This is a genomic window from Lactobacillus sp., assembly GCF_051873315.1.
Lineage (GTDB): Bacteria > Bacillota > Bacilli > Lactobacillales > Lactobacillaceae > Lactobacillus.
The window spans coordinates 1-17,256 of the sequence record NZ_JBJEES010000004.1; the positions used below are offsets into that span (position 1 = coordinate 1).

At 48.6% G+C, this 17,256-nt stretch carries 18 protein-coding genes; 14 read left to right on the forward strand and 4 right to left on the reverse strand.

Annotation, left to right across the window (positions count from 1 at the left end):
- Positions 1-338 precede the first annotated feature (338 nt).
- The gene (locus tag ACI32D_RS00060) at positions 339-953 is read right to left on the reverse strand and encodes a DedA family protein (RefSeq protein WP_439774647.1); all 615 of its coding nucleotides are present in this window, start codon (positions 951-953) and stop codon (positions 339-341) included.
- A gap of 400 nt (positions 954-1,353) precedes the next feature.
- On the opposite strand from ACI32D_RS00060, the gene ACI32D_RS00065 reads away from it, so the two are divergent.
- The 5 genes from ACI32D_RS00065 to ACI32D_RS00085 all read left to right on the forward strand — a co-directional run bounded on the left by ACI32D_RS00065 (position 1,354) and on the right by ACI32D_RS00085 (position 4,691).
- Positions 1,354-1,854, forward strand: a complete 501-nt coding sequence (locus ACI32D_RS00065; protein WP_439774648.1) for a hypothetical protein — start codon at positions 1,354-1,356, stop codon at positions 1,852-1,854.
- A gap of 85 nt (positions 1,855-1,939) precedes the next feature.
- Positions 1,940-2,440: a GNAT family N-acetyltransferase gene (locus ACI32D_RS00070; protein WP_439774649.1), complete on the forward strand. Its 501-nt coding sequence runs from the start codon at positions 1,940-1,942 to the stop codon at positions 2,438-2,440.
- A 293-nt stretch (positions 2,441-2,733) separates the two neighbouring features.
- A complete protein-coding gene (locus ACI32D_RS00075) occupies positions 2,734-3,210 on the forward strand; it encodes a Panacea domain-containing protein (protein ID WP_439774650.1) in 477 nt (158 codons plus the stop codon).
- Positions 3,203-3,628 carry a hypothetical protein gene (locus tag ACI32D_RS00080; protein WP_439774651.1) on the forward strand — a complete coding sequence of 142 codons (426 nt, stop codon included), beginning with the start codon at positions 3,203-3,205 and terminating at the stop codon, positions 3,626-3,628. The genes ACI32D_RS00075 and ACI32D_RS00080 overlap by 8 nt, the downstream gene beginning before the upstream one ends.
- 151 nt (positions 3,629-3,779) lie before the next feature.
- Entirely contained in the window at positions 3,780-4,691 is a 912-nt protein-coding gene (locus ACI32D_RS00085) for a M48 family metalloprotease (protein WP_439774652.1), read from the forward strand.
- 41 nt (positions 4,692-4,732) lie between these two features.
- On the opposite strand, the gene ACI32D_RS00090 is transcribed toward ACI32D_RS00085, so the two are convergent.
- Both ACI32D_RS00090 and ACI32D_RS00095 read right to left on the reverse strand, forming a co-directional pair.
- On the reverse strand, positions 4,733-5,593 hold the full coding sequence (locus ACI32D_RS00090; RefSeq protein WP_439774653.1) for an SDR family oxidoreductase: 861 nt from the start codon (positions 5,591-5,593) through the stop codon (positions 4,733-4,735).
- A gap of 22 nt (positions 5,594-5,615) precedes the next feature.
- Complete coding sequence (locus ACI32D_RS00095; RefSeq protein WP_439774654.1) at positions 5,616-6,077, reverse strand: Rrf2 family transcriptional regulator; 462 nt, start codon at positions 6,075-6,077, stop codon at positions 5,616-5,618.
- A 336-nt stretch (positions 6,078-6,413) separates the two neighbouring features.
- Here ACI32D_RS00095 and ACI32D_RS00100 point away from each other — a divergent pair, with 336 nt between their 5' ends.
- The 4 genes from ACI32D_RS00100 (at position 6,414) to ACI32D_RS00115 (ending at position 11,465) form a co-directional block, all read left to right on the forward strand.
- The gene (locus ACI32D_RS00100; RefSeq protein ID WP_439774655.1) at positions 6,414-7,337 is read left to right on the forward strand and encodes an ATP-binding cassette domain-containing protein; all 924 of its coding nucleotides are present in this window, start codon (positions 6,414-6,416) and stop codon (positions 7,335-7,337) included.
- A 3-nt stretch (positions 7,338-7,340) separates the two neighbouring features.
- A complete protein-coding gene (locus ACI32D_RS00105) occupies positions 7,341-8,861 on the forward strand; it encodes an ABC transporter permease/substrate-binding protein (RefSeq protein WP_439774656.1) in 1,521 nt (506 codons plus the stop codon).
- Positions 8,862-8,961: 100 nt separating this feature from the next.
- Positions 8,962-10,392: an NADP-dependent glyceraldehyde-3-phosphate dehydrogenase gene (locus tag ACI32D_RS00110; RefSeq protein ID WP_439774657.1), complete on the forward strand. Its 1,431-nt coding sequence runs from the start codon at positions 8,962-8,964 to the stop codon at positions 10,390-10,392.
- 161 nt (positions 10,393-10,553) lie between these two features.
- The gene (locus ACI32D_RS00115) at positions 10,554-11,465 is read left to right on the forward strand and encodes a homoserine O-succinyltransferase (protein ID WP_439774658.1); all 912 of its coding nucleotides are present in this window, start codon (positions 10,554-10,556) and stop codon (positions 11,463-11,465) included.
- 75 nt (positions 11,466-11,540) lie between these two features.
- Here ACI32D_RS00115 and ACI32D_RS00120 read toward each other — a convergent pair whose 3' ends face one another.
- Positions 11,541-12,293: a PrsW family intramembrane metalloprotease gene (locus ACI32D_RS00120; protein ID WP_439774659.1), complete on the reverse strand. Its 753-nt coding sequence runs from the start codon at positions 12,291-12,293 to the stop codon at positions 11,541-11,543.
- Between the two features lie 240 nt (positions 12,294-12,533).
- On the opposite strand from ACI32D_RS00120, the gene ACI32D_RS00125 reads away from it, so the two are divergent.
- From ACI32D_RS00125 to ACI32D_RS00145, 5 genes are all read left to right on the forward strand, one after another.
- A complete protein-coding gene (locus tag ACI32D_RS00125) occupies positions 12,534-12,731 on the forward strand; it encodes a hypothetical protein (RefSeq protein WP_439774660.1) in 198 nt (65 codons plus the stop codon).
- 106 nt (positions 12,732-12,837) lie between these two features.
- Positions 12,838-13,578 carry an SAM-dependent methyltransferase gene (locus ACI32D_RS00130; protein ID WP_439774661.1) on the forward strand — a complete coding sequence of 247 codons (741 nt, stop codon included), beginning with the start codon at positions 12,838-12,840 and terminating at the stop codon, positions 13,576-13,578.
- Positions 13,578-14,552 (forward strand): hypothetical protein, encoded by a 975-nt coding sequence (locus tag ACI32D_RS00135; protein ID WP_439774662.1) that lies wholly within the window; start codon positions 13,578-13,580, stop codon positions 14,550-14,552. The genes ACI32D_RS00130 and ACI32D_RS00135 overlap by 1 nt, the downstream gene beginning before the upstream one ends.
- Positions 14,545-15,969 (forward strand): RsmB/NOP family class I SAM-dependent RNA methyltransferase, encoded by a 1,425-nt coding sequence (locus ACI32D_RS00140; RefSeq protein ID WP_439774663.1) that lies wholly within the window; start codon positions 14,545-14,547, stop codon positions 15,967-15,969. Before ACI32D_RS00135 ends, ACI32D_RS00140 begins: the two co-directional genes overlap by 8 nt.
- 46 nt (positions 15,970-16,015) lie before the next feature.
- Positions 16,016-16,864 (forward strand): LD-carboxypeptidase, encoded by an 849-nt coding sequence (locus tag ACI32D_RS00145; RefSeq protein ID WP_439774664.1) that lies wholly within the window; start codon positions 16,016-16,018, stop codon positions 16,862-16,864.
- The last annotated feature ends 392 nt before the right edge of the window (positions 16,865-17,256 follow it).

Consider the following 17,256-nt stretch of genomic DNA (forward strand, 5'->3'; position numbering starts at 1 on the left):
ATACTTGTCAAAGGGCATAAAAAGAGCCTTTCATCCCCAAAAACTACAGGGACGAAAGGCTTCTTTCCGCGGTACCACCCACCTTGTTCTAAACGAACCACTTCGAGCACCAACATGCTCTAGCAGGGTAACGTCCTGCAGGCGGCACGGCTTACTGCGACTTCAGCCGGCGATCTGGAAAAAGTGTTATTCAAAAAGCCAGGGTCTGTTGCCTTTCCACCAGCCGGCAACTCTCTAAAAGATTGTGCTTTCCTACTCGTCTTCTTCATCTTTGCGTTATTTGATTAAGTAAAATTCTAATACGGATTTAATTTTTGTCAAGATCAAAGGCAAAAAAATTATTTTTTAAAGAGCAAGCCCTTTTTCTTGAGCAAGTAGACAGCGGCGGCAATGACCACGAAGGTGAGCAAAATGATCATGCTGAGGCCTTCAAATTCCTGGACGACTTGCTGGTAGGCGCTGCCGGCAAAGCGGCCAGCGTAGATCAAGACCGTGTTCCAAATTGCCGTGCCCAGGATGGTGTAGAAGCTGAAGCTGATCAGCGAGAACCGGCTCATCCCGGCAGGCAGGGAAATCAGGCTGCGGACGACGGGAATAAAGCGACCGAAGAAGGTGGCTGTGCGGCCATGGGCATTGAAATAGGATTCGGTCTTGGCAATTTTTTCTGGGGAAAGGCCGAAGCGGCGGCCTAGTTTGCTGGCGGCAAAACGGGAAAGGCGGTCTTGATCAAAGAAGCTGCCGATCCAGTAAAGGACGATCGCGCCGATGAAGGCACCGATTGTGGAGGCAACGATCGCGCCAGGGATGGACAGGTTGGCCGACAGGGTCAGGAAACCCGTAAAAGTCAGGATCAATTCTGAAGGGATTGGGGGAAAAATATTTTCAGCTGCAATCAACAAGGCAACGGCGACATAGCCATAGTTTTGAATCAGCTGCATGATTGTCTCGTTCATGAGTTGTTCTACCTCTAATCTATTCTATCTGTACTTTCGTAAATCCAGAATAACAAAATAAAGGGTGGAAGAGGGGATTTGCCCGGCATCTTTAAGAGATAATTTGGAATTGCTTTACAAGTATTTAACTTTACTTTTTTAAGCACACAACAGAATTTGTTGAAGCTTTTTTAGTCTTTTGCTTAAGAAAAACAAGAAAAGAAATTAAACAATTTTTATGCACAATTTTGGGAGATTGTCTGTTATAATCGTTTCAACGCATTAAGGAATTGCCTTATGGAAATAAAGAAAAGAAGCTTACAAGGCTTTTTCTATGGCTAAAGGCGAATCTTGATGCCGGGAAAATTAAATATCATTCGTACTATACTATGTCATTAAATTTATTCAAGGAGAGGTAAATATGACTAACGTAACTATCGAACAAGCAGTTAAGGGCTATGTTGTATTCTCAGCTAAGGAAGGCAAGCTCTTCCGTGAAGGCCGCAGCTACCTGGCAGGCAAGACCTACCACAACCGCTACCTGGCTATCTACGAAAAGCTGGAAGACGCTGTTGTCAACGCCAGCCAATACCCAAGCCAAGAAGGCATCACCATTTACGAAGTAAGTGGCTGGGGTCAAGTAACTGACTTTGGCAAGAGCAAGGTTACTGAATGGCTGAAGCTGGACCAAATCGTAGCTAAGAAGGAATGGGTTGCTCTCTTGGGCAAGCACACTAACTCAAACTACGCAAGCCTGCGGATCCTGGCAGCCAAGCTGAGCGAAGACGCAGCTGTATTGAAGAAGCTCGCCCAAGACAAGAACCAGCAAGTTCGCAGCGCTGTAGCTAAGAACGTCAACACTCCAGCTTTGGTTCTGGCTAAGTTGGGCGTGGCTGCTGAAGTTAATGCTATGGCTATCTAAAGGCTGACAATTTTTACAAAGAAATAAACGAGGCGCGTTCTCTGGATATCAGAGGCGTGCTTTTTGCATTCAAGGAGCAAAAGCATTGAAATTCGACCAAGCAAGAGCAGAAGATTTGGGCAGGATCGTGGAAATTGAAAGAGCTGGCTTCAATGAGGCAGAAGCCGGTAGTCCCGCTCAGTACAAAGAGAGAATTCAGAAATTTACCGGGAGCTTTTTGGTAGCCAGAAATTTGAAAGATGAAGTTATTGGCTTCATTACCGGCCCAGTCGTTGCTAGCAAGTACGACTACATTGAAGATTGGATGTATGAGAAAGAAACGGAAAGTCTGCCAGGACTTGGTGGTAACCAAATGGTTTTGACTATTGCTGTTCACCCGGATTACCGGGGGCAGGGGATCGGGAGCCAGCTTTTGGCCAGATTCGCGGAAACTGCTAAGGAAATGAAGCGGGGGCGGATCGCCTTGACCTGCCTGGAAGACCGGGTACCATTTTACGAAAAGAATGGCTACGTCAACCATGGGCAAGCTGAGTCAGAGCATGCCGGGGAAATCTGGTACAACATGATTAAAGAGATTGAAGGCTAATGTGCCAAAGCGGCAGGGCAATTCCATCAAGTGAGGCGGCTTAAAGGAAAACGAGCTGCCGATGTGGATCGCTGAAATGGATTTTAAGATCGCGCCGGAAATCCTGGCCTGCCCGAAAGAATTGGTAATCGACGGGATGCAAAGGCTGAAGCAGGGCGTACTTAACCTAAATAACTAAATGGTGAAATGCTGGTAGAACGGGGATTGAAAGACAAAGCCTGTAGCTTGCGAGACAAACTGTGTTGAACGTATAATAATAGGCAAAATAAAGGTTAATGAATGAGGGTAGAAAAATGACTTATAGTGTTTTTAAGGTTGTGAATTGGTTGCGGGTAAAAAACAACGCTGAGTTACGTTTGGACCCAAATGCTGAAGAATTAACACAGATGAAAGCCATGAAGCTCTTATACTATATTCAAGCTGCTAGTTTGGTAGTGACGGGCAAGCGGATGTTTGATAACGATATTGTTGCATGGAAGTATGGTCCTGTTGTGCAGGAAGTTCATGATCGTTACAAAGGCCAAAGAGAAATTGTTGGCGACATTTCGAAAGATCCACAGGCAGTAGAAGACTATAAAGAATTGCAGAACGACCAACAAACTGCTGATATCTTAAACAGTATCTACGACATTTATGGGCATAGTTCAGCGTATGATCTGATGCTTCAAACACATAACGAGAAACCGTGGCAAGACACTCCGCAAAGCCATGTGATCAGCGACGAAAAGATAAAATCGTTTTACAGTAAGGTGTTCGTTGTCGATGATTAAAAGCAACTTTCGGACACGCAAGTCTAATGGCTCAAGAATCAGAAGAACGTATAAGACATATTTTGCCTTTAATTTTTCTTTTCTCACAAGAGATAAACAATACAATCTCGATAAAAACAACTATAATATCAACAAGAGTGTCCGAGCGAAGTTGTTGGAGAAAATAGAAAAGCTTTCAATTGAAGAAATATCAGTTGTCTTAGGCTGGCCAAAAGAGCAAGGCCTCGAACAACTTCCTGATAATGTTGTTTCTTTAAGCATTAACCCATTTTTTTCAAGCTCCGGACGTTTAGAAGATTGTGGTGACGTCTACTGGGTATTTCGGTTAAATGACAAAGGTCGAGTAATTGGTAAAATCAATAGCAACATTTTCTATATTTTAGCAATCGACACAAAGTTCAATTTATATAAGCACTAGCCCCTAGGCTCTGGATGATAATATATCGTTCGGAGTCTTATTTTTAACCTAGCAAGCAATATAAGTAAAAAGCTCTGTAATTATCTATTGCGCGAAAGCCATCCAATTAGTATCCTTTAATTAGCTTTATGAAAAGAATTGAGGATGGAATATGCTTTATCAGCAAATCGAGCAAAACAAGCGCAATACCTGGATCGTGCTGGGCGGCTTCACAGCCCTGTTATTGGCTATTTCCGGCCTTTTGACAGTCTACTTGACCATCTGGGCCGGCGGGATCTTTTTAGCCGCGGGAATCATTTACATGGTCTATATCTACTTTTATTCGACCAGACACTTGATGCGGATCACCCATGCGGTGGAAATCACCCAAGACAACGTCCCTCAACTCTACGAAATGGTGGAGGAGATGAGCCTGGCCGCCGACATCCCTATGCCAAAAGTCTACGCCATTCCAAGCAATATCCCTAACGCCTTTGCGACCGGCCGTGATCCAGAGCATGCCAGCCTGGCTGTCACTTCCGGCCTTGTAAAAATCATGAACCATGATGAACTCCTAGGCGTGATCGGTCACGAGATATCTCATATCCGTAACTATGACTTGCGGGTAACGACGATTACCTCAGCTCTGTCCAGCTTTATCTACCTGGCGGCGATCTACCTCCTGGCTCTTGGCTGGACCTTGTTTAAAATGGATGGCGGGGTCATCACCAAGTGCATTTGCTGGTTCTTTGGTTCGATTGCTTTAGCAGTCGGCGCCGGCCTTTTCATCGTTGCCCTGCCAATCGCCAAATTGCTAAACTTGTCCATGTCCCGGCAGCGGGAATACCTGGCTGACATCGGCTCAGTCGATTTGACCAGAAATCCAAAATACATCGTTGGTGCCTTGAAAAAGCTGGAAGCCATTGAGCAGCAATACCAGCAGCAAAAGGAAAACCCAATGGTTTCAGCCTTGGCCTTTAACAGTTTCCAGGTCAAGCACTGGTGGACCAACTTGATCTCTGACCACCCAACTTTAGACCGGCGGATCGACCGCTTGGAACATACGGCAGATTTGCCTGAATAAGGCAAAAAAGGATGCAACTCACTAGAGCTGCATCCTTTTCTTTATTTCTTATAGTTCTCTGCCAAAAAGTCTTTCATATCCTGCGGGGCATGGCCAGTGATCCGGCAGAAGTCGTCAGTAACGCCGTCCATCAAGCCCATGGCTGCCGCCTTATACATGGAGGCCAGTTCATCCCCGTCGCCTTCAGAGCGGTAGATATCCGCGAATTCCTCCAGGCTGACCGGTTGGTAGCCGATCTTTTCTCCGGTAACCTCAGTCATGATCCGGCTTAATTCAACCATGTTGTAGTTCTTTTCCTGGGTCAGAAGGTAAATCTGCCCCTTGTCTCTAAGATATGGCCGGACAGCAACGTTGGCAATAGCTTCCGCGCTGTCTTTCCTTGAGATAAAACTCATCGCTTGGTCGCCAACCGGGTAGATTACGTCGCCTCTTTCAATCAATTCTGGCAGGTAAGGGACCAGGGGGTCAGCGTAAAGGGAATTTTTGACCACGGCATAGGACAACTTACTAGAAGCCAGCCGCGCCGGCAGGTAGGCGTAGTAGCCTGCCATCTGGAAGGGGTTGTTGGCCTGGTCAGCCATGAAGCTGACGTCAACCAGGTGCTTGACTCCGGCTTCCTTCATTGCTGCCAGGGAATTCTCGAATTCCTCGATCCGCTTGCCCACGTTATAAGTAATGCTGGGAATATAAATCAAGACATCTGTTCCGGTAAAAGCCTCGACCATTGATGGAACATCGTAGTAGTCGCTATGCATGACTTCATAGCCAGCTTTTGCAAAATCTTCCGCCTTCTGGGGGCTGCGAACAGCCAGGCGGATGTTCTTGATATCAGTTAATTTGCTTAAAGCTTTAACAACTTCTCTGCCTAAGTGGCCAGTTGCGCCAGTAATTGTATACTTCATTTCTTTTCCTCGCATTATCTGTTCATTCTTTTGCTTTACAGTTTTCTGCCTGCTTTTTAGCAGTTTCCTTGACCAAAATCGTGTCGATCACGTCCTGCAGGCTGATCTTGCCTAAAATTGCCTCCGCCGCGGTTTCCGCGTGGGAGAAGTAGTCAGTCAAGGTTGGCTGAATGTTGCCACCGACGATGCATTTTGGATTGGTCTCATGGTCGATGGCGAAAAGGGGACTGCTTCCTTCAGTTGCCAGATAGATCTCCAGCAGGCTGATGTTCTTTGGTTCTCTTAAGAGCTCCGGATCTGCTGACCCGTGGGTCGTTTTGATAAAACCGGCATCCCTCAAGTTGGACATTAACCGTCTCACCACCACGGGTGATGTTTTTAACGAGCCAGCGATATTGTTGCTGGAGAGGGTAATCTTTCCCTTATAGATCACCAGAAAGGCCAGCAGGTGGATGCTGTCACTGAAACGGGTCGATACTTTCATCTTTCTGCTCCTTGCACATGTAACTTTTCTAATTACTAATATAGAGCAGAGATGCGTAAAAAGCAAGTCCTTTTTAACTTGCACTTTAAGCAGTATTTTAGCTGATTTTTGCAAAAGCAAGGTGGGAACAACTTAGCTCTTTCATTATAAGCTCTAAATTTCAAGGATGTTCGGGCAATAAAAACAGAATGCTTCCAAAGAAAAAGCAAAAAACTTGTATCTTTTGACTTTACAACTTTTGCTAAAGGTAATATGATTAGACAAGAAACTTTTAGAGTTACATGAATCAAGAAAAGTAAATCATGATCACAGAGGAAATTTACTAAGGAGAAAGAAATGATTGAATACCGCAACGTCGGGATGGCTTATGGAGACAACGTCATCTTGGAAAAGATCAACTTAACCATCAATGACGGCGAACTTTTCGTTTTAGTCGGCCCCAGCGGGAGCGGGAAAACGACTTTGCTCAGAATGATCAACCGCTTGACTGAACCCACCCATGGAGACCTTTACATGGACGGCAAGCGGGTCAAGGACCACGACCTGCGCCAGCTCCGCCTGCATATAGGCTATGTCCTGCAAACCAGCAGCCTCTTTCCCAACTTGACAGTTGGCGACAACATCACCATCCAGCTGGAAGAAGCCGGGGTCAAAAAAGCTGACCGCCGTAAGCGGGCCTTAACTTTACTAGACCAAGTTGGCCTTGAAGGCAACAAGTACATCTCCCGGCTTCCGCGGGAGCTCTCCGGCGGCCAGCAGCAACGCGTCGCTATTGCCCGGGCCATGGCCAGCCAGCCAAAATTGATCTTGATGGACGAATCCTTTAGCGCCCTAGACCCCGTCCTGCGCCGCCAGCAGCAAGAGCTCCTGCTTAAGCTCCACCGGCAAAATAAAACTACAGTAGTCTTCGTCACCCACGACATGCAGGAAGCCCTGCATTTAGGCGACCGGATTGGGGTCGTCAAGGACGGGCACTTGCTCCAAGTCGGCAGCCCGGAAGACATCGTCCAGCGGCCGGCCAACTCTTTTGTGGCTGACTTCTTCAAGAGCGCCCGGCCGCGGCTGGGTACTATGGCTGAGCTTTTGGCCAGTCCTTACGTAGAGAAAATTACAGGAGATGGCTTGCCGCAAGTCGAAAAAGTCGAAGAGATCGCTGAATTGCCGGAAACTGATGGCTATCTGCAATTTGCCTACCAGGGGGAAAATTATCAGATTAAGGCGAGCGACCTGCTTCGCTACTTCGGAAAATTGGGGGACTAAAGAATGAACGAATTGATTAATACCATATCCACCCACCAGGGGCAAATCATGCAGTCTTTGGGCGAGCACTTGCTCTTATCTATTGAAGCCCTCTTAATTTCTTGCTTGATTGCCATTCCCTTGGGGATGCTCCTGGCCCACAGCAAAAGAGCAGGGGAAGTAGTCTTCCAAATCACCAGCATCATCCAGACCATCCCAAGCCTGGCCCTGCTTGGCCTCTTGATTCCCCTGGTCGGGATCGGGACGACTCCAGCCTTGATCGCCTTGACGGCTTACGGGATCATGCCCATCTACCAGAACACTTACTCGGCCTTGAGAAATATCGACCCCAACCTGGAAGAAGCGGCCGACGCCTTTGGCCTTAGCAAAAGACGCAAATTGTTCAGATTAGAAGTTCCCATGGCCCTGCCCATGATTCTTTCCGGCGTCAGCATTTCCTTAGTCATGATCATCGGGACGGCCACCCTGGCTGCCATGATCGGGGCCGGCGGGCTTGGTACCTACATCATGATCGGGATCCAGCAGAACAACAACACTTATCTCTTGATTGGTGCCGGTCTGTCTGCCATCTTGACTCTGGCCATGTCCGGCCTGCTCAAGTTCATGTCTTCCTCTAAAAAGCATTTCCAGATCACGGCGGCTGTTTTGGCGATTTTTGCCATCGGCCTTGGAATCAGCCAGGCACCGAAGCTTTTTGCTCCAAAGCAAGAAGAAATCGTCATTGCCGGCAAGCTGGGCAGTGAACCCGATATCTTGATCAATATGTATAAGGACTTGATTGAAAAGGACAATCCCAATGTCAAGGTGACCGTCAAGAACAACTTCGGCGGGACCAGCTTCTTGTTCAATGCTTTAAAGACGGAAAAGATCGACATCTATCCGGAATTTACCGGGACTGTCTTGCAAGGTCTGGTCAAGGAAAAAGTTGCCACTCCCCATGACCCGGTTAAGGCTTACAAGCTGTCTAAAAAACTTTTGCAAAAGGAATACCAGATGACCTTTTTGCCGCCAATGAAGTACCAGAACGGCTACGACCTGGCAGTTAAGAAGTCCTTTGCCAAGAAATACAACTTAAAAACCTTGAGCGATTTGACCAAATTGGATTCTACTCTGACTGCTGCCTTTGACCCGGACTTTGCCAGCCAGCAGGACGGCTACCTGGGCTTAAAGCAGGAATACGGCCTGAACTTGAAGGTCAAGACCATGGAATCAGCCCTCCGCTACAAGGCCATTGCCAGCGGCAAGGTCGAGGTCGTTGACGGCTACACGACCGACCCGCAGATCAAGCAGTATGATTTAGTCGCCTTAAAGGACGACAAGAGCTTTTTCCCGCCATACCAAGGAGCGCCTTTGATGAAGAGCTCTTTTGCTAAAAAGCATCCCGGCGTGGTAAAAAGCTTGAACAAACTGGCGGGCAAGATCACTGAATCTGAAATGCAGGAAATGAACTACAAGGTGACCGTCAAGCACGAAAGCGCCAGCAAGGTGGCCCGCCAGTACCTTAAAGGTCATGGTCTGCTCTAATCTAAAAATTGGTAGGTACTTTTTCTGCAAAAGGGCTTGAAAATGGTTAGAAAAGCATTAGAATGTAAATGTGATTAGATCCAAGAAAGGAGTTGCTCTCTTGACAGAACACTATTTAAACTATGTCAATGGCGAATGGCGGGACTCTGCTGACGCTATTGAAATTTTTGAACCAGCAACTGGCAAGTCCCTGGGCACTGTTCCAGCCATGTCCCACGAAGATGTGGACTACGTAATGGACAGCGCCAAGAAGGCACTTCCTGCCTGGCGGGCTCTTTCATACGTTGAACGGGCCGCATACCTGCAAAAGGCAGCTGACATCCTCTACCGGGACGCTGAAAAGATCGGTTCTACCTTGTCCAAGGAAATCGCCAAGGGCCTCAAGTCCTCAATCGGCGAAGTCACCCGGACGGCTGAAATCGTTGAATATACGGCCAAGGTCGGCGTAACTTTGGACGGGGAAGTCATGGAAGGCGGCAACTTTGAAGCAGCAAGCAAGAACAAGATTGCTGTTGTCCGCCGGGAACCAGTTGGCCTGGTTTTGGCAATTTCCCCATTCAACTACCCGGTCAATCTGGCCGGCTCCAAGATCGCTCCAGCCTTGATGGGCGGGAACGTGGTGGCCTTCAAGCCGCCGACACAAGGGTCAATTTCCGGTCTGCTTTTGGCCAAGGCCTTCGCGGAAGCTGGCCTGCCAGCCGGCGTCTTCAACACCATTACTGGCCGGGGCCGGGTAATCGGCGACTACATCGTTGAACACCCAGCAGTCAACTTCATCAACTTCACTGGTTCCAGTGCTGTCGGCAAGAATATCGGCAAACTGGCCGGGATGCGGCCAATCATGCTGGAACTTGGAGGCAAGGACGCGGCTATCGTTTTGGAAGACGCTGACTTGGACTTGACGGCCAAGAACATCGTTGCCGGCGCCTTTGGCTACTCCGGTCAGCGGTGTACTGCCGTTAAGCGGGTTCTGGTCATGGATAGCGTGGCTGACGAATTGATCGAAAAGGTCAACGCCCTGGTCAAGGACTTGAAGGTTGGCATGCCAGAAGACAACGCTGACATCACTCCTTTGATCGACACCAAGTCTGCCGACTACGTGCAAGGTTTGATTGAAGAAGCTGAAGAAAAGGGCGCTAAGCCTCTGTTTGACTTCAAGCGCGAAGGCAACTTGATCTACCCAATGGTGATGGACCAAGTGACGACCGACATGCGTCTGGCCTGGGAAGAACCATTTGGGCCAGTATTGCCATTCATCCGCGTTAAGTCAGCTGATGAAGCTGTCAAGATCGCCAACGAATCAGAATACGGCCTGCAAAGCTCTGTCTTCTCACGGAACTTTGAAAAGGCCTTTGCCATCGCTGGCAAGTTGGAAGTGGGCACGGTCCACATCAATAACAAGACCCAAAGAGGTCCGGACAACTTCCCATTCCTGGGCGTAAAGAGCTCCGGGGCTGGCGTACAGGGGGTCAAGTACTCCATTCAAGCCATGACCCGGGTCAAGTCCGTCGTCTTCAACATCGAAGATTAATTTAAAAACAGTAAATTTGACTATCACATGTCTGCTAGAAGAAAGTCCGCTTTGGCGGGCTTTTTCTTTTTAAAAAAGTTCAAAAATCTTAATTCTTTTGTTAGCATTTTTTCAGAAAGAATGGTAAATTAAACAAAAGAATTTAGACAGGAGAACGCACTATGCCGATTACTTTAGACAAACAGTTAGCCGCCATTGACGTATTAAGGCAGGAGAATATTTTTGTCATGGACTCACAAAGAGCCATGACCCAGAACATCCGGCCCTTAAAGATACTGGTGGTAAACCTGATGCCTAAGAAGGCCAATACGGAAGTGCAATTGCTCCGCCACCTGGCCAACACGCCCTTGCAGCTGGAAGTTGAATTCCTCTACATGGCCAGCCACAAGTCAAAAAATACTTCTAACGAATACTTGCAGAACTACTACCGGACCTTTGCTGACATCAAGGAGAAGCGCTATGACGGGATGATCATCACCGGCGCCCCGGTTGAACAGCTGCCTTTTCAGGAGGTCGATTACTGGAGCGAGCTTTGTCAGCTGATGGAATGGTCCAAGACCCATGTCTACTCCAGCCTCCACCTTTGCTGGGGGGCGCAAGCGGCACTACATTACCATTTCGGGATCGACAAGCAGCCCCTGGAAAAGAAGCTGTCCGGCATTTATGAGCAGGAAGTAGTAGGGACTAGTCCGCTTCTTCGCGGCTTTGACGACTCCTACCGCTGTCCGCACTCCCGCTATACCACGATTTACCCAGACCAGTTAAAAGGCAGCAGCCTGCAGATTTTGGCAGAGGGAGCGGAAGTTGGCGTAGCGATCGCGGCAAGCAGAGACTTGCGGCAGATCTACAGCTTTGGCCATCTGGAATACTCCAGAGACACCTTGTCTGAGGAATACCATCGAGACGTTAAAGCTGGAATCAATCCGCTTTTGCCGGTTAACTACTTCCCAGCTGACGACCCGGATAAAAAGCCGCGCTTGACCTGGAGTTTGGCCGCCTCAACCTTCTTCAGCAACTGGATCAACTACGCCGTTTACCAGGAAACGCCATACGATTTGGCAGAACTGGACTAATATATATTTGGGCAAAAAGAAATCTGCCCCTGCCAGGGAGGCGGGGACAGATTTTTTGCTAGAAAATATTTCATGTTAGAAGCGGTAATTCCGCCGGTCGATTTGGAAGTACTTGTCGTTTTTGGACATCTTGTTCACCAAATGGAAGGAGATAAAGAAGAGGACGGCGATGAAGGCCAGGAAGATCCACTGGCCGTCAGCGGAATTAAGCGATGCTACATAGTCGTAGCTACCGTGCAGGGCGGCTGGAATGACGATCGCAAGGACGCGGAAGAACTTGGACCGGATGTTTTTGCCCAGGTAGGCATAGCCGCGGGCTAAGCCGTAGAAGATCCCCATGAAGACGCCAAAGCAGGCGTGGCCAGGGATGGCTGTTACGGCCCGGACTAAGGCAGTAGAGAAGCCGTAGATGGTGACGTAGGAGATGTTTTCCCAAAGGGCAAAGCCTAAAGCTACAAAGACACCGTAGACGACCCCGTCGTACTGGCAGTTGAATTCCTGACTGAACCAGGACCGGCGTTTTAAGAAGAAGTATTTAGACCCTTCTTCAGCGTAAGCGACGATTACGAAGTACATGATGACGTTGTAGAGCGGGTCTTTTTGGGAGACAAAAGAAGTTAAGACGCCGTTGGCAATCCACTCAAGGATGCCGGCGGTTACGGCCGACCAGATTCCCCCGGTGACCATTCTTCGCAGGATATAGGGACTTTCCGGCTCCAGCCGGTCAGATTGGTAGACCTTGATCATCAAAAAGATGGCCGGGATGACCGCGGCCAAGATAAGGAGCCAGTTGTAGATCAATACTGGTTCAAGGAAGAAGAAAAACATGTTGGACCCACTTTCTATTGTTTGTACACTTATCTAGTTTACTAGCAAGCGGGACTTTTTTTCAAGAAAGTGCTTAAAAAATAAAAGCGGACGGGAAATTAATTTTTTAGGGAAAGCCTGGCAAAAGTTTGGAAAATAAGGAAATCGCTGTCATTAGCATAAAATCAGCTTTCGCGTTTAAAATGGTGCTATAATATTCTTAAGCAAAAAAGCGCTTTACAGAAAGAAGGGCTGCTTAAAATGAGAAGCAAGGAAGAAAGCATGCTGATGGACACCATGATTGCCAATGGCGTCAGCAGCAAGATGACCGAGCAGGCAACTGGTCTTGCGGCTCCAAAGCCGGTGCAAAAGAAGAATGCAGCTAAGCTTGAGACGCGTGACATGCTGCTGGCCAACGGGGTTGACGAAGAAATGGCCGACCTGGCGGCAGATCTGTAAGTAATTGAATCGTTTAGACCTGGCAAAAAGCCGGGTCTTTTTTTGCAATCGTCCAGGCTACCTCAAACGCCAAGTAAATGATAAAATCAACTGGTGAGGAATACATATGACACAATTTATTGAAAAAATTTCTGCTTTAGCCAAAGAATTTGCTGATCCTGAATTAGACCGGCAAGTGAAAGAGATCAAAATGATCGACGAGTGCGTATCCAGCCAGCGGATGCTGCTTTTCGCGCCGGAAAGCCTGGGCATCAGTGATGAGCGTTTTGCTGAAATGACCTGGGACTTGTCTGAAAGCCAGATCAAGGACCTGCGGGCTTTAAACAACCTACTCAACAATGTCCGCCAGTACCTGTCCCTGGAATATGGGATCTGGTCTCTGCCCAACATGGAGACGGCTCAGCTGATCAGAGATGAATTAGGCGTTGAAACTGCCCTGGAAGTCATGGCCGGCAACGCATACTGGTCTAAAGCCTTAAGTGAGGCCGGAATCCAAGTCTGGGCTACGGACTCTTTAGAATGGTCTAAGAGCTCCCAGACCGGCAAGAAGCCTTTTTACCGGGTTGAAAACCTGCCGGCTGACCAGGCAATCATGAAGTACGCGGCTTGCGACTTGATTCTTTGCTCCTGGGCACCGAATTTCGGCAAGGCTGATCTGGAACTCATTGCCGCCAAGCAGCACTATGCTCCAGCGGCCCGGCTCTTGTTTATCGGGGAAAAAGGAGTCACCAACTCGCCGGGATTTTGGTCCAAAAAGCATTTTGTCAGATCAAGTGAACTCAGAAAGATCAACCGCAGTTTCAAATCATACGACTTCATCAAGGAAAAATTTTTTGAGGTGAGCTGATGAAAAGGCACAAACTTTTTGTTATCTTGTCCACCTTTTTCCTCTTTATCATGATCGGGATAGTCTGCTCTAACATGCAGTCCCAGCTGGCTGACCAAATTTTGCAGGCGCAGGGGATGAGCATGGAGGCCCGGATCGTCAAGCCCAAAAAGACGATGACGATTGCTTCCTTCCTTAAGTGGGTCAAGAAGGAATTCCCTAAGGAAAGCATCCAGATGCAGTTCAAGAGCAAGGAAGACAAGAACCAGGTTCTGGTCTGGTCGCAAAACCGTGACCTCAACTATTTCCCTGTTTCAAGCGGCCGCTTTTTCAGTGAAGACGACTTCAAGGGGCAGGTCACCATCGCGGCGGTCTCCCCATCTTCCGCGGCTTCCCAGATTAGGACTCAGGGCAATACTTACTTAATTGCCAATGGCCAGTACTACTCAGTTGTCGGCAGCCTTAAAGCTGTTCCATATCAGTCCAGCAAGGCCTACTACCTAACGACTGGAGTTAACCAGGAAACCGGGCAAAGCCGGATGAACCACTTTACCTTGTACGTTGACGCCAGCAGCCAGACGATTGGCAAGATCGCCAGCCACTTGAAGAGTGAGACCTACTGGCCGGACTTTGTCAAGCGGGGGAGGCAAAGACGGCTGACGCTGCTCATGCCGGAAGCTATCTTGATCCTCTTTTTGCTGGGAATCGGGGGCCTTTTGATGGGACTGATTGCCTGGCTGACCTGGAAAGAGGCGGACATGAGTCACGTAAAAGGGGATCTTTTGTCTAATCTCCTTTTGAACCGGAGCGGGCGCTTTATCGTCTTTATGGTGCTGGAAGGCTTTGCCTCCTACTTCCTTTTGGTATGGAAGGCCTACTATGGCAACCGGAGCATTTTGGCCCTGCTTTTGCTGGGAACAGTCGTGGTTGAACTGGCGGTTTATGTCGCGATGATAGTTTATCTGTACAGAAAGGGGAAAATGGCGGATGCTTGAGATTCCAGACCAGTTTAAAGAGAAATTTACCCGCCTGCTTGGCCAGGAAGAAGCAGGCAAGCTGCTTGAATCTTTAAAAGAGCCAAGCAAGAAGGCCTACCGGATCAATACATTAAAGACGGGTGCAGTCACTTATCCGCAAGAAGAGCCAGTACCCGGCATCCCTAACGCTTATTACGGTGAAGTTTCCGGCAAGGACCCGGAATGGACCGCTGGCCTTGTTTACTCGCAAGACCCGGCGGCCATGTTCCCGGCGCAAGCGATTCCGGTTAAGCCCGGCGACAAGGTCTTAGACTTGTGCGCGGCTCCCGGCGGGAAGAGTACGGCTTTAGCCCAGAAATTAGAAGGGCAGGGGCTGCTGGTAGCCAATGAAATCTCGCCTTCCCGGGCCAAAATTTTGCGGGAAAACCTGGAGCGGTGGGGCGTAGCTAACGCTGTCGTCACCAACTGCGATTCTTTTGCCTTGAGCAGTCGTTTTCCGGGCTTTTTTGACGCGATCTTAGTTGACGCGCCATGCAGCGGGGAAGGGATGTTCAGAAAGAGCGATGACGCTATCAAGTACTGGAGCCAGGAGAATGTCGCCCTCTGTGCTGACCGGCAAAGGGAAATTTTGACTGAAGCGGTCAAGATGCTGAAGCCAGGCGGCTATTTGCTCTATTCGACTTGCACCTTTTCACCAGAAGAAGACGAGGAGATCGTCAGCTGGCTGATGGATGAATGCGGCTTTAAAGTTTTGCCAATAAAGGCTGATAAAGCAGCGGCCGGCAGACCGGAATGGGGCAACGGGGATGCTAGTTTAAAGCAGTGCGCCCGCTTTTGGCCGCAAGACGGAGTCGGTGAAGGCCAATTCGTGGCCAGTCTGCAAAAGGCTGCTGGCGAAGAAAGCTATGAAGCAGAAGCAGCAGAAGCTTTTTCTCCTGCCAGAAAAAACAAGGATAAGAAGAAAAAGGGCAAAGGCAAGAAGAGAGAAGATAAAAACAGCTTGGAGCGGCCGGGCAAGGAAGAATCCGGCTATATCAGTGAAGCCATTGCCGGCTTCAACTGGCCGGAAAGTTTAGCTTCCTGGCCTAGCCAGATGCTGAAGAGCCAGGATCACGTCTTTGTGCCGGCGCTTGCGCCCGATAGATTAAAGGGGATCAAGGTTTTGAACAACGGCCTGGAACTGGGAATCTTGAAGAAGAAGCGCTTTGAGCCAAGCCACCAGCTGGCGGAAGTTTTAGGGCAGGTTGACCAGGAAAGAGTGGTTGACCTGACTGAAGAAGAATATGACCACTACCTGCATGGGGAAAGCCTGCAAGTTAACTCCAGTTTGAAGGGCTTTGTCTTGGTTTCCTGCCGGGGGATGATTTTCAGCTTTGGGAAATTATCTGGCAAAGGGCAGCTGAAGAACTACTATCCTAAGGGCTTGCGGCAATAGAAGGTCAGCTTTACATAATTTTGCTTATGTGAAAAAAGGAGATGGCATAATGAAGGCAGCCTTGGTCGGGTGTTCAAATCCTTTAAAAGAAGCATATCTGCCAGTTGTTGACCAATTGGTTAAGATTTTGGAAGACCGGGGACTGGAAGTCGAAGTCAGTGAATTTTTGACCGATGACACTTTAATTGGCCGGGGAGAAAAGCGGGCCCGGGAACTGGAGGGCTTCTTCTTAGATCCGGAGATGGGACATATTTTTGACATCTCTGGCGGGGACTTGGCTAATACTGTTTTAGGACATTTGGATCTAGGCAAGATCAAAGGCAGCCAGGCTGTCTTTTACGGCTACAGCGATTTGACCACGATCTTGACAGCCCTGGCTAAAAACGGCAACAAGGCGGTCAACTTCCAGCTGCGCAACTGCCTGGTCAACAAGGATTTGCTGAAAAGCGGCTACTTTGACCGCTTGCTGGCTGGAAAAGAAGTAGCAAAAGAGCTCGGTGAGCTAGACGTAACTTTTGTCCGAGGCAGTAAAATGGCAGGTCCAGTCTACGGGGGCAACCTGCGCTGCCTGCTGAAGCTGGCAGGGACGCCCTACTGGCCGGATTTTACAGGCAGCATTTTGTTGCTGGAAGCTTACCGGGGCCGGCCAGAATTGGTGGCTAGTCTACTTGAACAGTGCCGGGAGACCGGGATTTTTGACCAGATCAGCGGTGTTTTGCTCGGCACCTTTAGTGAGCTGGACAGGTTAAAAGCAAGTCATTTGCCAGCAGAAATTCTCTTGGACCTGCTGCCGGCAAATGTTCCAATTGCCAGGACTGAATTTATTGGCCACCGACCAGATGCTAAGGCGATTAGGCTGGGGCAAGAGTGCATTTTCCAGGAAGCTGGCGTATAATAAAAGTATAAACCCGCCCGCTAAGTCCCGTAGAAATCGGGTGATTATGATGCTTAGCGAGAAGATTATTGACTTGTTGGTATGCTTTGTAGCATTCGTTGTATTTGCAATCGTCGTTTCTATCTATCCAGAGGAAATGTTTGCATTGTTGATTGCGACCGTTCTTTTGATCGGCATTTATGCCGTATGCAAGGAAGTGGTCAAGGACTGGTTGAAACACAACCATCGTTTCGGGGTTTAACGGGCGGAAAATAAGCGCGGACCTGGCAGGAGCCGGGACCGCGTTTTCTTTCTTGAGCGGAGAAGATTATGGAATACGAATACAGACTGGTTGACCGCGATTTGGCGGTTGACGGAGTAAAGAGGCTTTTGCCAGATATAGTTTGGAAGAT